The 15,449-nt window shown below is 62.5% G+C and carries 12 protein-coding genes; 11 read left to right on the top strand and 1 reads right to left on the bottom strand.

The features are described 5' to 3' along the window. Positions 1-41 precede the first annotated feature (41 nt). On the bottom strand, positions 42-1,259 hold the full coding sequence (locus RB548_RS31810; protein WP_331376350.1) for an SfnB family sulfur acquisition oxidoreductase: 1,218 nt from the start codon (positions 1,257-1,259) through the stop codon (positions 42-44). Between the two features lie 635 nt (positions 1,260-1,894). Between RB548_RS31810 and RB548_RS31805 the strand changes: the two genes are divergently transcribed. The 11 genes from RB548_RS31805 (at position 1,895) to RB548_RS31755 (ending at position 15,439) form a co-directional block, all read left to right on the top strand. Continuing rightward, positions 1,895-3,301, top strand: coding sequence for an FAD/NAD(P)-binding protein (locus RB548_RS31805; RefSeq protein WP_331376349.1), 1,407 nt, complete (start codon positions 1,895-1,897; stop codon positions 3,299-3,301). A gap of 273 nt (positions 3,302-3,574) precedes the next feature. Next, positions 3,575-4,591 (top strand): aldo/keto reductase, encoded by a 1,017-nt coding sequence (locus tag RB548_RS31800; RefSeq protein ID WP_331376348.1) that lies wholly within the window; start codon positions 3,575-3,577, stop codon positions 4,589-4,591. A gap of 484 nt (positions 4,592-5,075) precedes the next feature. After that, positions 5,076-5,312: a DUF1127 domain-containing protein gene (locus tag RB548_RS31795; RefSeq protein WP_331376347.1), complete on the top strand. Its 237-nt coding sequence runs from the start codon at positions 5,076-5,078 to the stop codon at positions 5,310-5,312. 275 nt (positions 5,313-5,587) lie between these two features. After that, on the top strand, positions 5,588-6,976 hold the full coding sequence (locus tag RB548_RS31790; protein WP_331376346.1) for a cytochrome c: 1,389 nt from the start codon (positions 5,588-5,590) through the stop codon (positions 6,974-6,976). After that, the gene (locus RB548_RS31785; protein WP_331376345.1) at positions 6,976-7,476 is read left to right on the top strand and encodes a (2Fe-2S)-binding protein; all 501 of its coding nucleotides are present in this window, start codon (positions 6,976-6,978) and stop codon (positions 7,474-7,476) included. The genes RB548_RS31790 and RB548_RS31785 overlap by 1 nt, the downstream gene beginning before the upstream one ends. After that, positions 7,476-9,728, top strand: coding sequence for a xanthine dehydrogenase family protein molybdopterin-binding subunit (locus RB548_RS31780; RefSeq protein ID WP_331376344.1), 2,253 nt, complete (start codon positions 7,476-7,478; stop codon positions 9,726-9,728). Before RB548_RS31785 ends, RB548_RS31780 begins: the two co-directional genes overlap by 1 nt. A gap of 214 nt (positions 9,729-9,942) precedes the next feature. Further along, positions 9,943-10,632 (top strand): response regulator transcription factor, encoded by a 690-nt coding sequence (locus RB548_RS31775; RefSeq protein ID WP_331376343.1) that lies wholly within the window; start codon positions 9,943-9,945, stop codon positions 10,630-10,632. Positions 10,633-10,885: 253 nt separating this feature from the next. After that, positions 10,886-12,055, top strand: a complete 1,170-nt coding sequence (locus RB548_RS31770; protein ID WP_331376342.1) for an FIST signal transduction protein — start codon at positions 10,886-10,888, stop codon at positions 12,053-12,055. Then, positions 12,052-14,295: a hybrid sensor histidine kinase/response regulator gene (locus RB548_RS31765; RefSeq protein ID WP_331376341.1), complete on the top strand. Its 2,244-nt coding sequence runs from the start codon at positions 12,052-12,054 to the stop codon at positions 14,293-14,295. The genes RB548_RS31770 and RB548_RS31765 overlap by 4 nt, the downstream gene beginning before the upstream one ends. Positions 14,296-14,411: 116 nt before the next feature. Further along, positions 14,412-15,089 (top strand): hypothetical protein, encoded by a 678-nt coding sequence (locus RB548_RS31760; RefSeq protein ID WP_331376340.1) that lies wholly within the window; start codon positions 14,412-14,414, stop codon positions 15,087-15,089. Continuing rightward, on the top strand, positions 15,086-15,439 hold the full coding sequence (locus tag RB548_RS31755) for a hypothetical protein (protein WP_331376338.1): 354 nt from the start codon (positions 15,086-15,088) through the stop codon (positions 15,437-15,439). Before RB548_RS31760 ends, RB548_RS31755 begins: the two co-directional genes overlap by 4 nt. Positions 15,440-15,449 lie beyond the last annotated feature (10 nt).

The raw sequence follows: 15,449 nt of genomic DNA, 5'->3' as shown, positions 1-15,449 counted from the left end.
GGGGAATTCTTAGACCCGACACCCGCGGACTTCAACCAATCTCAAAGCGAGCCATTGCGCGGCGGCTTGACGTCGTTGAGGTGGTAATTGCCGACGACGTGATATTTCCACCGCACGGGATCGTGCAGCGTGTGTGTGCGCGCGTTGCGCCAATAGCGGTCGAGATTGAGCGCGACCTTCGTCGACGCAGTGCCGGCAAGCTCGAAAAGCGTGTTGCTGGCGTCAAGCGCGACCTCGGTCGTCAGCACTTTGGCAGCGGCGACGGCGAGGCTTGCTTCGGTCGCGTGCTGCTCGGTCGGATCGATTTGGGCGACGTCGACCTTTTTTCCCGCATGCTCGACGACCGCCGACGCCGCTTCCAGGCGGATGGCGATCTCGCCGATCCGGGCGATCGTCAGCGGATCCTCCGACGCGCGCTCGACGCCAGTGTCGATCCAGGGCCGGGCCTTGTTGCGGACGAAGTCGACGGTTTCCCGGAAGGCGGCACGCGCGATCCCGAGATCAACGCCAGCATGGATGATCTGGCCGACGGAACCGATGGTGCCGGGGCGTTCGAAGCCGCGATGATGCCTGACGACGGATCCGGCAGCCACATAGACGTTCTGCAAAACGGTCGTGCCGCTGCCGGTGACGCGCTGCCCGAAACTGTCCCAGTCGTCGATGATCTGGACCCCGTCGGTGCCGCGCGGGACGAAAGACATGGTGAGCTGGTCAGCGGGATCGAGTGCAAAAACGGCGATCCAATCGGCAAAGAGAACACCGGTCGAATAATACTTGCGGCCATTTATGCGATAACCGGCACCGTCTTCGCTAAGGCGCGTATTGTAGTGGCCGCCGGTCTTCGTCCCGGTTTCGGCAAGCGCATTGCCGAAACGGTCGCCGGCAAGCGCGCGGCCGAAAAAGAACTTCTTCTGCTCCTCCGTCCCGTCGTGACGGAGCGCCTCCAGCACATAGAAGTGGTTCTGGGGAATCTGGCCGATCGAACTGTCGGCCTCCGACAGGATCGCAGCGACCTCGGCAAGCACGGCGTTCGAAACATCGATCCCGTCGTAGTCGGATGGAACGCTGATCGCCAGCAGGCCGGATTGCGCAAGCTGATCCAGTTCCTCATAGGGAAGAACGCGTTCGAGGTCGCGTTCGCTCGCACGTTCGGCAAAGCGGCTTGCCAGCTCCCTCGCGACCGACAGGGCCTCTTCTTCGCTCTCGATGCGCTGCGCGGGCGGCCTCGCCTTCTCGGCGAACTGCGAGATGGTTCCCATATCGATCCTCCGTGGACCGCAAATAGGTCCTGGATCGCTTTAATCCAGGACCATCGCGATCGATCCCAAGAACTTCGCTGCCGGCGGAAGCCGCCTCTCATTTTCCGCGACCGCCCGACGTTGGACCGTATCACTGAACGATCATCTTACACCGAGTAAGAAAACTTGTTCTATAGAATTTATGGATATCGAACTTTCTTTGCTTCGCTCGCGTCGATGCTCTTTCATAGTATGAAGCATGAAGCGTTTTCTTTCATCCGCCAAATATCTGCCCGGTTGCAGCAGACAACGCTGTGATCACCCAACGGCCGAGGTCGTTCTGTGCACTGCTGACGAGGGAGTAATCGTGGTTTGATTTCAATCGGAAAGAGCCGGCTGCGTTCTTCGGCGGCGTCCGCTTTAGATGAGCGACTGAACAAAATGCTTGATGATCGGCCCCTTTGTCATAAAATACTAACTTGATAGACTATGCCGTATAAGGATGGCCAGCCAAAGGAGCGGAGACTTCCGGAAGGCGTACGGCATGTTGTCTAGACTTCCCTGAAAATTCAAACGGCAGCTATTTGTGTGTCTCAAGGTCCTGCGTAGGGGTTGCCCATGACTGGTCCGGCCGCGCCGGGCGCAAAGGAGCTCACATGACTGTGCACGGATTGTTTGCAGCGAAGTCGCCTACGGTGGCCGGCCTGTCGTCGAAGCCCGAGATCGCCATCGTCGGGCGTGGATTTTCGGGCATCATGATGGCGATCGCGCTCATGAAGTCGGTCCGCGTCTCCTTTCATTTGACCATGTACGATCCGCACCCGTCGATCAGCGGTGGCCAGGCCCTGTCGTCGGCGCAGAGCATGGAGATCCTCAATAGCCGCGTGCGTGATCTGTCGGTTGCCGCCGGGCAACCCGACGACTTCAACGACTGGCTTTGCGCCAACGGCGAATTTCGTGCTGCGGTGCCGGCGGCCATCCCAGGCTTCCAGCAGATTTTCGTGCCCAAGGGCATTTTCAGCGACTATGTGCATCAGCGCTTTTCCGAGACGCTTGCGCGCCGGTCCGATATCACAGTGAGGTTTTCTCATGAGCCGGTCCACGGCCTGCGCAAGCTCGCCACAGGCCGCTTCGCGCTCGTTCACGATGGCGGAACCGACGAAAGCGATGTCGTCGTACTCGCGACGGGCTTTGGCGTCAGGGCCCGCAACGTCGAGATTCCCGATGACGAGCGGCCCGTCGTGAGAGCCCGCCGGCTCGTCGATCCGCGCCACGCGGTCCTGCTCGGCAGCGGCATTCGCGTCGTGGACCAGTTGTTTCAGATGCGCAACAGCGGCTACGCCGGCAGGATCACGTTGGTGTCGCGGCATGGCTTCCTGCCGCAGACGCATACGCGCCTGTCGGCGGCGCCGAGCTTCCCGGTCGACCCGATGCCGTCGACCCTCAGGGAGATCGTCCGGTTCGTCCGCAAGGCCTGCGCCGATGCCGAGGTCAGGGGACAGAGCTGGCAATCGGCGATGAACGGGCTTCGCCGCCGCGCCCGTTCGCTCTGGCAGGCACTTCCCGCGCGGGAGAAGCGCCAGTTCAACCGGCATCTGCGTGCCATCTACGACAGCCACAGAAACCGCCTGCCGGCGGCCGTGCACGCTCGTCTGCGGCAGGAGCTCGCCGAAGGGCGAACCGTGCTCTGCCGCGGATGGGCCGGGCGGCGCGTGCCGGAAGGACTGATGGTCCGCTGGTCCGGCCAGCCTATGGAGGAATTGCTGCGGGCCGATCAGGTGATCGACTGCCGCTGCTCGGCACCGGACCTCCAGGCACCATTGTTCCAGAGCCTTTTTGCCGGCGGATTGGCCATGCCGGACGAGCTTGAACTCGGCATTGCCGTCAGCCCCACCGGAGAAGTGCTCGGCAGCGGCGGCCGCACGCCAAACCTCTTTGCGATCGGGCCGCTCGGCGTGGGTAGCCTCCCCGACATCGACCTCGTTCCGGAGATCGTTACCCAGACCTATGCGGCGGCGCGGCTGATCGCAACCGGCAAACGCCTGGCACTGAAAGCGGGATAGATCGAACCCGCGACCTTGCTGCGGCGCTGTCGTCGCACAGGGGCGCCGCAGCCGCTTGGCATAGCAAGCAGCCGGCCGTGGTCACGCGCCCCGAAGCCGTCATGGCGGCGGCTATGCGGAATCAGCCTGATGGCCAAGAATGGCAAATCCTCTGGCGGCTAGGCGGGAGCAGTTTTTCATTGCTGAAAAACCTCATGCGGAATCGAGGCTTCTGGTCGTCACGCGACCGGTGGCATAGTCGCCGGCACAGCTTCACGACTGGAAAGGAATGCCATGCTTGCCAGCGACATCTCTGCGGTCAGCCGCAGGCCATTGGGCCGCTCCGGCCTGTCGGCCGCACCTATCGGGTTGGGCTGCTGGGCGATCGGAGGCCATTTCACGCTCGACGGAAAGCCGGACGGTTGGGGAGAGATCGACGACGAACAGTCGATCCGTGCCATTCATCTCGGGCTCGAGAGCGGTGCGTCGCTGATCGACACGGCCGACGCCTATGGAACCGGGCACAGCGAGGAGGTGATCGGCCGAGCGCTCAGCGGGCGAAGGGGTGACGCAATCATCGCGACCAAGTTCGGATACACCTATGATCGCGCCGCCCGCGCCCTCGTCGGCACCGATGTCAGCCGGGCGTACATCGAACAAGCCTGCTTAGCATCACTTGAGCGTCTTGCGACCGACTATATCGACCTCTACCAGATCCATGTCGGGGAGCTTTCGGATGATCAGGCGGATGCGGCCGGCGAGACGCTCGAACAGCTGGCGGAAAAAGGCGCCATCCGCTTCTGGGGCTGGAGCACGGACAACGCCGCTGCGGCGAAGCGAATGGTGAAATTCCCGCATTTCGTCGCGGTTCAGCAGGAACTGAACGTCTTCACCGATGGCCCGGACATGCTGGCGATGTGTGAAGGCAACCATCTCGCCAGCCTCAATCGCTCGCCCTTGGCGATGGGGTTCCTGACCGGCAAGTTCAACCCTCAAACGCGGTTGCCCCTAGGTGACGTGCGCGCCGCCGGTCATAGCTGGGTGCGGTTCTTTGAGGATGGACGGCCGCGTGCCGATTATCTTGACCGCCTTGCGCGGGTGCGGGAACTCCTCCAGAGCGGCGGCAGGACCTTGGCGCAGGGCGCGCTCGGCTGGATCCTTGCCCGTTCGCCCAACACCTTTCCGGTACCCGGTTTCAAAACGGAGGCGCAGGTGCGTGAAAACCTGGCGGCGCTGGAGAAGGGACCGTTACCGGCAGCGACAATGGCGGAGATCAATGCGCTTCTTGCGAACGGCGCTGATCACAGATGATTTCGCTGCGGAGGGCGGCGCTCCGGCAATGAGACCCCGCTGAGTGGCGGGCGTCGCGCGACGCCGGACCCGGAAGGTCGGCTCACCGGCGCCGGAGAATACCCTTGAAAAAGTGTTGTATTCTCGCAACGGATCCAGCGTGATTTCTGCAATCCGAAATTGTGCCTTTGCAAATTGGCCGGTCTCGTGTAAGGTGGCCTCACTCGCAATTCAAATCAGAGGAGGCGTGAAATGAATCCTGTTCTCGTGAATATGCGCCTCTCTGGCGGGGTGGCAGGCAGCGCTACGGTGTATCGCACATCTAGCTCGTGCCGATTTTGTTTCCTGGGTCTCTAAGCCCCGGATTTCTGCCGATTGGCGCTTTTCCATTTGACCTGACGTGATGGCTGACGGAGCGACTTGTTCGCATTTCCGCGTCCGCCTCCACTCGTCTATCGATCTTCGAGAGGACCTGGCCGCCTGGTCGCGCCGGGACGGAAAAATCATGCGTGAAGCACAATTTTTAGTTGTTGATACCCTTGCCGCAACGGTTGACGACCTGCGCCGAAAATTCGGCGTCTGGAAGACCGCGCGTGCGCTGATCCTGTCAGCCTGGAGAGATCGTCAGACGGCGAACCAGGTCTCCCATCTGTCGGATCGCATGCGCCGCGATGTCGGCCTTCCCGACGGCGAGCGCGGGCTCCTGGAAGCCAAATTCTCGCTTTGGGATCTCCGGCTTTGAGATGCTCTCCGAGCAGGACAGCAACCGTGATCGGGGGTGGAGGGGCGTCCCGGGCGCTCCTCCGCTGAGCCTTCGCGCGCTCAGTCGCGGATATAGAACAATCACAGTACCGTGCCGCGCAGGACGGGTGAGGCGGTCCGAGTTCCACAATCATCGCAATCATCACGTCGGCGTAAGAACGTGCACGGGCGTTCATTGGTTCACGCGGACGTCATTCCACCATCGGGGAACCCAACGGCCAGTGCGGCGTTTCCCAACATTGGCGGAGATCTGCGATGTGGGCCTTGAGGGCGGCGATCGTTTTCTTGGCGGCCATAGTTGTGGCTGCAGGTGGTTTCTTTTTTCTGGCGTGGCGTTCCGAAATCCCGGAGGACGCCGCGGCAGCAGAGGCGACGTTTTCTCCGGAACTGGTCGCGAAGGGAACGCAACTGGCGGCGCTTGGCAACTGCATCGCCTGCCACACTGTTCCCGGAAAGCCGGCATTCGCCGGGGGTCTTGCCGTGCCGACGCCCTTCGGGACGATATATTCCACCAACATCACCCCCGATCCTGAGACCGGCATTGGCGGCTGGAGCGAAGAGGCCTTCCAGCGGGCCATGAGCGAAGGCGTCGATCGGACGGGTAGCCACCTCTATCCGGCATTCCCCTACGACCATTTCACCCGTGTCTCGGCGGAGGACAATCGCGCCCTCTATGCCTTCCTGATGACGCGTCCCGCGGTCAAGGCCGAAGCGCCTCCGAACGACCTCCAGTTTCCTCTTTCGTATCGGCCGCTGCTCGCCGCCTGGAAACTCGCCTTCTTCGACAGGGGTGAGCTCGAACCGGATACCAGCCAGAGCGAGGCATGGACGCGCGGGCGCTATCTTGCCGAGGGTCTCGGACACTGCGGCGCCTGCCACACTCCCCGAAACGCCTTCGGAGCCGAAGATCGCGACCTGTACTTTGGCGGCGGCGAGGCGGAGGGCTGGCAGGCCTACGCGATCAACAAGGATTCCAAGGCGCCGGTCCCATGGGACGAGCAGAGCCTCGCCTTTTACCTTCGCAACGGCTGGCATGAATTCCACGGCGTTTCGCGCGGCCCCATGGCCGAGGTCACGGGCAATCTCTCAGGCCTACCGGATAGCGACATCATGGCGATCGCCACCTATGTCACGTCGATCATGGGCGACCCCACGCCCGAACGCGGGCAAAGAGCGGTGCAACTGCGCGAGCAGTTCGAGGGGGACTACCTGGAACAGGCTGCAGACAGCCAGAGTTCTCCTGTGAGTGCTTCCAGAGGCAGTCCCGGCGAGGCGATCTATGCGGCCGCCTGTGCAAGCTGCCACGAGGGCCAGCGACGTCAGCCCTTCGGAGGCCTGAACTTCGAACTGAGCACCGCCGTCAACGCCCCGAATCCGCAGAACATCGTCAACGTCGTGCTGTTCGGCCTTCCGCCGGCCGACGGCGAGGCGAGTGCGGTGATGCCGGCCTTCCGTCATCTGCTCAGCGACCAGCAGGTGGCCGACGTTCTGGCCTACATGCGCGAGCGGTTCTCCGAGGAGCAGCCTTGGGCCGGCCTCGCAGACCTGGTCGCCAATACCCGTTCCGGCGCGCGCAAGGTGACCGTCCGGCCGTCGGACGGCATTGAGAGGGCGCCGCACAATGTCCGCGCCGAGGAGGGATGATGGCGATATTGTTGACAGTCAACGGCCGCCCGCATGAGGTCGACGTCGATCCGGCGACGCCGCTGCTCTACGTCCTTCGCGATGAACTTGCCTTGAACGGCGCCAAATACGGCTGCGGATTAGGCCAGTGCGGTTCCTGCACCGTCGTGGTGGATGGTGAAGCGGTGCTTTCGTGCATGGTGCCGGTCATGTTGCTCAAGGGGCGCGAAATCACCACTGTCGAAGGCTTGGGCACGATCGACGAGCCGGGGCCGTTGCAGCAAGCCTTCATCGAGGTGCAGGCGGCTCAATGCGGTTACTGCATTCCAGGCATGATGATGAGCGCGCACGCGCTGTTGCGCCGGAACGCGCGCCCCAGCGACGCGGAGATCCGCGAGGCGCTGGCGACCAATCTCTGTCGTTGCGGCACGCATATGCGGATCCTGGCAGCGATCAGGCGGGCAGGCGAATTGATGCAGGCCGCCTCCTTGCCTGAACCTGATAAAGGGAGGGCAGGCTGATGGGCGTTCTCCGGGACGAAATCACCCGCCGCAGCGTGATCGTCGGTACCGGCGGGCTCGTAGTCAGTTTTTCGCTCGGCCGCGCATTTGCCCAGGAGCCAGCGCCTCCGACCTCGCCGGCATCGCCTCCGGGGCCACCCGCGTCCCTGCCGGGCAGCCTTGACGATGATCGCTTCCTCGATTCCTGGATCCGCATCGACCCTGACAATTCGGTTACCGTCTTCACCGGCAAGGCAGAGCTCGGCCAAGGCATCCGCACCGCCCTTCTGCAGGTTGCCGCCGAGGAGCTGGAGGTGGATCCGGGGGAGATCGAGTTTGTCACGGCGGACACCGGGCGCACGCCCAACGAAGGATTCACGGCCGGCAGCCAGTCGATGCAAAACAGCGGCACGGCCATCAGGAACGCCGCGGCACAGGTGCGCGCGCTCCTTATCGCGGAAGCCGCCAAGCGCTTCGGGATCGCGGCGGCCGAACTCAGGGCCGAAAACAAATCCGTGCTGGCAAAGGATGGGAGAAGCGCGACCTATGGCGAGCTCGTTTCCGGCCAGATGCTGCACGTGGAGGCGCAGCCGCAGTCGGCCTTGAAGCAGCCCGGGACCTTCCGCGTGATGGGCAAGCCGCTCCCGCGCATCGATATCCCGGCGAAGGTCACGGGCCAGCCCGCCTATGTGCATGATCTGCGCCTGGATGGCATGCTGCATGCGCGCGTCGTGCGCCCCCCGAGCCCGGCGGCCGAGCTTGCGGAGCTCGATCAAGGTGTGGCCGAGGCGATGCCGGGCATCGTATCCGTCGTGCGCGACGGCAACTTCCTCGCCGTCGTCGCCGAGAAAGAATTCCAGGCGGTGGACGCCATGCGGACGCTGGCCGCGGCCGCGCGGTGGCAGGAGAAGGAGACGCTGCCCGACCAGACCGACCTGCCGTCGGCGCTGCAGGGGCTCGAGCGCGAGGTGGGAACTGTTGCTGAAGCCGGCACGCTCTCGTCCAACGGCAAGGTGTTCGAGGCGACCTACACGCGGCCCTACCAGATCCACGGCTCGATCGGCCCGTCCTGCGCCGTCGCGCAAATGAAGGCGGATGGGACATTGGACGTCTGGTCGCACACACAAGGGGTCTTTCCCGACCGCGAGGCTATCGCCGAAATGCTGGCGATGCCCGAAGAAAGGGTCCATGTCATCCACATGGAAGGGTCGGGCTGTTACGGACACAATGGTGCCGACGACGCGGCTGGCGATGCCGCGCTCATCGCCAGCAAAATTCCCGGCAAGCCGGTACGCGTTCAGTGGATGCGCGAGCAGGAGCACAGCTGGGAGCCTTACGGCCCTGCGATGCTGATGAAAGTCAGCGCAACGCTCGACGATCAAGGCAGGATCGCGAGCTGGGCCTATGATCTCTGGAGCAACACACACTCCACGCGCCCCGGCGGGGCCGGTGCGCTCCTCGCAGCGCGCCACAAGGCTCAAGCCTTCCAGCCGAAGCCGGCCAAGCTCAACATCAGCCCGTCCGGCAACGGCGACCGAAACGCCAATCCGCTCTACACCATTCCGAACAAGCGCGTGCTCTGGCACTTCCTGCCCGACATGCCGCTGCGCGTCTCGGCGCTCCGGGCGCTGGGCGGCTATGCCAATGTGTTTGCGATCGAAAGCACGATCGACGAGCTGGCACTCATGGCCGAAGCCGATCCGGTCGAATTCCGGCTCAGCCACATGGAGGATCCGCGGGCGCGTGCCGTCATCGAACTGGCTGCGGAGCGCTTCGGCTGGAACAAGGCGCAAATGGCGAGGAATCGCGGACGCGGCTTCGCCTTTGCCCGCTACAAGAATCTCGCCGCCTATCTCGCGGTCGCGATGGAAGCGGAAGTCGAGCCGGAAACCGGCCGGGTGCGTGTGGTACGGGTCGTGTCCGCCATCGACAGCGGCGAGATCGTCAACCCGGACGGCATCCGCAACCAGACGGAGGGCGGCATCCTGCAGTCGATCAGCTGGACGCTATACGAGGCCGTGGCATTCGACAGGACGAGGATCACCAGCACCGATTGGTCGAGCTATCCGATCCTTCGTTTTGCGAGCGTCCCGGACAGTGTCGACGTGCATATCGTCGAGCGCCCCGGCGAACCCTTCCTCGGTACCGGCGAGGCGGCCCAGGGACCTGCCGCGGCGGCTGTCGCCAACGCGATCAGAAATGCCACCGGCAAGCGCCTCTATGATTTGCCACTTACCAGAGACCGAATACGAAACGCTGTCGGACGCGCTTGATCGACGCGCAGGTTTCCGCCGGTCAACATCGACTTTCGGCCTAGAAGCGGACCTGCACTCGGCAATTGCCGGGCCTTGAAAACTGTGCGACAAATTCCTCGCTGTCGTGCTGGAGGAGAGCATGGCCGCCATGGGAGAACAGATATTTCCAGTGTAATTTTGGAGTTGGTTGACACCTGCTTCAGAGGACAGGAAGTATTTTGGGAGGAGTGCTATGTCGCGGACCGCATTGCCCGTCCACTCGCTTTCAATAAAATCGGCCTTGGTGATCGATGATCATCCGCTTTATTGTGACGCCTTGGCCGCGACGATGGAAAGCACCTTCAAGACGCGTCGAATTCGAACTGCAACTTCGTTGAGTGAAGCGATGCAGCAGCTGCGGATGCGGTTCTCGCCAGATTTGATCATGCTTGATCTCAATCTGCCGGATGCGTCGGGTCTGAGCGGTTTTCTGAAGATCAAGGAAAAGATGCCCGATATCCCAGTGATCGTCATCTCGGCGATTACGTCGAAGGACGTCGTCCAGTCGGTTATTGCGGCCGGTGCTGCAGGCTTCATTCCCAAGGATATGGACCGGCAGAATTTCCAGGAGGCCATGCAGGACATCTGGAACGGCAAGACCTATGTGCCGCCCGGCTACACGATCCCGGCCCGCACGACAGCCACGGATCTGTCGGTCGAAACGATTTCGCGCAAGATCGCCCATTTGTCGCAGCAGCAGACCCGCATTCTGGGGCTGATCTGCGAAGGGATGCCCAACAAGCTGATCGCTTACGAGATGCAGCTGGCCGAGGCGACCGTCAAGGCCCATATCACGGCGCTTCTGCGCCGGCTGGGCGTCCATAACCGCACGCAGGCTGCGATGCTGGTGCGCGAAGTCTCGATCCGCCACAGCCTGCAGTGAGGCGTGCCGGCCCAGGCAATCGAGACTAGAGCATCCCGCTTCCAAGTGGAATCACTGAAAACGGATAAGATGCTCTAGAATCAAGGTGCTAGAGCGTCCTTTGTGCGTTCATTCGAACGCACGGCGCTCTAGAGCATCCCGTATTCGAGTGGAGTCGCCGAAAACGGATAAGATGCTCTAGAATCAAGGTGCTAGAGCGTCCTTTGTGCGTTCATTTGAACGCACGGCGCTCTAGAAGGGAGGATGACGGCGCATGACGGCTGTCGACGATCTTGACCGCAAACCGGCGGAGGCGGTGCGGCTTGCTGCATCGCGTGCCGACGACGCGGCCATTGCGCTTGCCGAGATCAGACGCCAGCTCGCCACCGCAAGGCCAAGCTTTGTCCTCCTGTTCGTGCCGAACAGGCTTCAACCCGACGACGTCGCCAAGGCTTTGCGAGTGTCGCTACCAAACACGGTGGTCTTCGGCTGCACGACGGCCGGCCAGATCACGTCGCGGGGGTATGAAGACGACGCCTTGCTGGCAATCGCCTTCCAGCGGCATCACTTCCGGGTGGCCTCGATCCTGTTCGAACCCATCTCGCCGGTTTCGATCGCCGATGTCGTGTCGCAGACGGAGCGGCTCGCCTCGCAATTCCGTGCGACGCCGGGCCGAAAGCGGCTTGCCCTGATTTTTGCCGATGGACTGTCCAAACAGGAGGATATCCTGATGGCAGCCCTGGAGGCAGGCCTGAAGGACATTCCCGTGTTCGGCGGGTCGGCCGGCGACGGGCTGCGGTTCGAGCGCACGCAGGTTTTACGCAACGGCGAGTTCCACAGCAACGCGGCGCTTCTTCTGCTCCTGGAAACCGATCTGGACTTTAGCGGCCTCGGCTTCGACCATTTCCAGCCCACGGAAACACGCATGGTGGTTACCCGCGCTGTCCCGGAGGAACGGCTGGTTCTGGAAATCAATGGCACACCGGCGGCCGACGAGTATGCCCGGCTCGTCAAGGTGCCGGTCAGCGAGTTGTCGCCAATGGTTTTCGCCGAGAACCCGGTACTGGTGCGCAACCGCAATCTCTATCACGTGCGGGCGATCCAGCAGATTCACGGCGAACATGGCCTCACCTTTCTGTCGGCAATCGACGACGGTCTGCTGTTGAGGCTCGGTCGCGGCAAGGAAGTCATCCGCACGCTCGAGACGGGGCTCGCCGTCAGGGACAAGGACGGTGAGGCACCCGATTTCATCCTGGGTTTCGACTGCTATCTGCGCAAGCTCGAGATCGCGCGGAAGGGCCTGGACGGCAAGGCGTCCGAGCAGTTCCGCCAGCATCGGGTCATCGGCTTCAACACTTATGGGGAACAGCATCTCGGCGTGCATGTGAACCAGACCTTTGTCGGCGTCGCGTTCTTCCGGCCAAAAGGAGGTGCGCCGCTGTGATCGATCCGGACGAACCCTACAAGATCCAGATCGCCAAGCAGGCCAAGATCATCGAGGCCCTGATCAATCGGGCCGAGCGCGGTCATGAGGTCGGCGGCTCCGCCTATTCACTTTTCGAATCGGCCATCGCCCTGCAGACGGAAGTCTGGGAAAAGACCAAGGACCTGGAAAAGGCCCTCGATACACTCGGCAGGGCGTCGAGCGAGCTCGAGATTGCCTATCAGACGCAGGAACGCATCCAGAGAAACCTTGCCGATGCCATGGTGGCCATGGAAGACGGCTTCGCTCTCTTCTCCGAAGAGCGGCTGCAGGTCTGCAATGCCCAGTTCCGGCACCTGCTTGCCGACGTCGAGCCGCTGATCAGACCCGGTCTCGGTTTCGACGACTATCTCGCGGCCGTCAATGCCAGCAAGTATCTGAACCGGGACGAAAACGGAGGGATCAGCCGTCCCCAGGCGCTTGTAACGGAGCAGGAGTCCGGTCAACGCTTTTCGTCCTTCGTCATGGAGCTGAGGAACGATCGCTGGTTCCAGATTTCCTACCGGCAGACCAGTTCCGGCAACATCACCGTGCTGCAGACCGAAATCACCGACATCGTGCGGGAGAACCGGCGCGAGAAGAACCGCCTGATCGACCAGCAGGCCCATTTCCTGCAGGCGGCTTTCGACCACATGTCGCTCGGGATCTGCACGTTTTCGTCACGCGGCGAATTGCTCGTTCGCAACGAGCGTTTCGGCGAGCTTCTCGGCGTACCGCTTTCGCTTCTCAAGAAGGGAAGTCCCTTCCAGCGCATCATCGAACATGTCGAACGTCACGAGATTCTCGAGCACAAGGGCCGGCGGTCGAAATTTGCCGGCTGGTTCAAGGTCATGCGCCGCGGCGAGACGATGCAGGAACGGTGTCGGCGACGCGACGGGATGAGCCTCGACATTCGCATTCATTCCCTGCCTGGCGACGGCTTCATCGTGTCGATCATGGACGTGACCGCAGAGACCCAAGCGGCAGCGCTTCTGGAGCAACGTGTACAGGAGCGGACCGCCGAACTGACCGAGGCCAATCGCCTGCTACAGATCCATGCCATCGAGCAAATCAAAATCGAGGCCGCCCTTCGGCAGGCCAAGGAGGCGGCCGAAACAGCCCATACATCCAAGACCCGCTTCCTGGCCGCGGCCAGCCATGACCTTCTTCAGCCGATCAACGCCGCGAAACTTTATCTTTCGATGTTGACGGAGACGGCGGGGCAACCCGGGACGGAAGATGTGGTCGGCCGACTCAAGCGGTCCTTCACCTCGATCGAAACGCTCCTCCAGGCGCTCCTCGATATTTCGCGCCTCGATAGCCCGGCAGCCGAGTTCAACATCACGTCGTTCGAACTCGGAGGCCTGCTGCAGGGCCTCGCCGGGGATCTGGCGCCCTTGGCGACGGAAAAGGGGATAGAGCTTCGGATAGTCCCTTCCACGCGCTGGGTCACCAGCGATCAGCGCTACCTGATGCGCTGCGTCCAGAACCTGGTCGTGAACGCGATCCAGTACACAGAGGGTGGCCGTGTGCTGGTTGGTTGCCGCCTGCGCGGCAATCGGCTGCGGATCGAAGTGTGGGACACCGGTATCGGCATCTCCGAGGAGGACCAGACCCGGATCTTCAACGAGTTCACCCGGGCCGGGGGTGCCGGAAAAGGCACGGGCATGGGACTTGGCCTGTCGATCGTCGAGCGGGCCTGCCGGCATCTCGATCATCCCGTCCGGCTGGTGTCACAGCCCGGCCGTGGTTCCGTCTTCTCGATCGAAGTGCCGCTTGTTGCGCCTGGCCGCGCCAGCGTCTGCGAAAACCCGATGATGGAGCAGATGCTCGATGGCAGCCTCGATCTCATCGTCATGGTCGTGGAGAACGATGCCGACGAGCTTCACGCGATGACGCAAGTGCTGGAGAGCTGGGGAGCGAGCGTCCTGGCGGCCGCCTCGACCGTCGATGCCGCTGCGCTGATGCAGGAAATCGGCACAGCGCCCGACATTCTGTTGGTCGATTATCAGCTGGATAATGGCGACAACGGCATAGAAACCATTCGCACGCTGCGCGCGCTTGCGGGAATCGAGATCCCCGCAATCATCATTTCTGCCAACCGGCAGCGCCAATTCCTGCAGCTCTGCAACGAAATGTCGTTCGCCGTGCTCAACAAGCCGGTGCAACTGGTGCGGCTGCGGGCATTGATCGACTGGAAGACCCGGGCGCGCGTGGCGTGAGCAAACACAGACAAAGGTCTCCGGTGACTTTGCGGCAGGCATTGCTAGGCTCGTCGCCAGCGCGACAGCGACTTTAGCGTGTACGACGCGCGGCGCTGAAGCATGGGAGGTTTGCGATGCGTGTTCTTCTCCTCTTTGCTTTGTTCCTGCTTGGAATGGGCGATGGCCCGGTCGCGGCTGCCGAGACTTACGAGCTTCTCTTTCGGTCGACGGCGTTGAAGGGGCTAGAGGCGATGCCCGATAAGAGCGAGACCAGGCAGGGCACGCTTGTCTACGACAAGGTCGTATCCGGTACCGATGTCGGGCAGGCAGGCGGCAGCTTCGGCATAGGCCTCAAGATCAAGCCCGACGACAATGTCTCCATGACGCTCTATCAGGGTACCCGGTCCCGCGCGCTTGGCAATTATCCCGCCTCGGTCGGCAATCCCGTCATCATGTACTTCCTCGAAAGCGTGCTTGCCGATGTTGCCGGTCAGTCGGGCGGCAGCCCCTTCTATATGCGCAACCGGATCAAGGAGGCCCTGCTGCGGGATGCGCAAGTCGTGCCGGTATCACGCCGCTACCAGAACCGCGACATCGCCGCGCGCGAGGTGACGATCCGGCCGTTCACAAAGGACAAGGCACGCGAACGGATGGGGCGGTTTGCCGAACTTGCGCTTGCCGTCACCGTGTCGGAAGACGTTCCTGGCTGGTACTATTCGCTGGTTGCCACCGTGCCGGCGGCCGCAGGCGGGGCAGAGGCCGGCTATTCCAATGCGATTACCCTGAAACGGGCAGGGGAGGACCAACCATGATGCGGGAGGCCCTATCCGCGCTGATAATTGTGGCAGCCGCGGTGCCGGCAAGCGGACAGAGCATGTCGGAGCGCCTGAACGACTATCCGACCGAGGCGAGGGCCGACTACGTGTTCGGTTGCATGGCGGTCAACGGCCAGAGCCGGGCGGTGTTGGGCAAATGTGCCTGCTCGATCGATCTGATCGCTTCCATCCTGCCCTATGAGAAATATGTCCAGGCCGAAACGGTGCTGTCCCTCCAGCAGACAGGCGGCGAACAGACGGCGATGTTCAAGTCGGCGGCCATGCCGCGCACGATGGTGGCCGACCTTAGACGCGCCCAGGCGGAGGCGGAGATGTTGTGCTTCTGAACCAACTTCC

This window comes from Sinorhizobium chiapasense (genome assembly GCF_036488675.1).
In the GTDB taxonomy this organism is placed as follows: Bacteria; Pseudomonadota; Alphaproteobacteria; order Rhizobiales; family Rhizobiaceae; genus Sinorhizobium; species Sinorhizobium chiapasense.
Note: the sequence above shows the minus strand (reverse complement) of the source record. Positions and strands in the feature narration are given on the sequence as shown.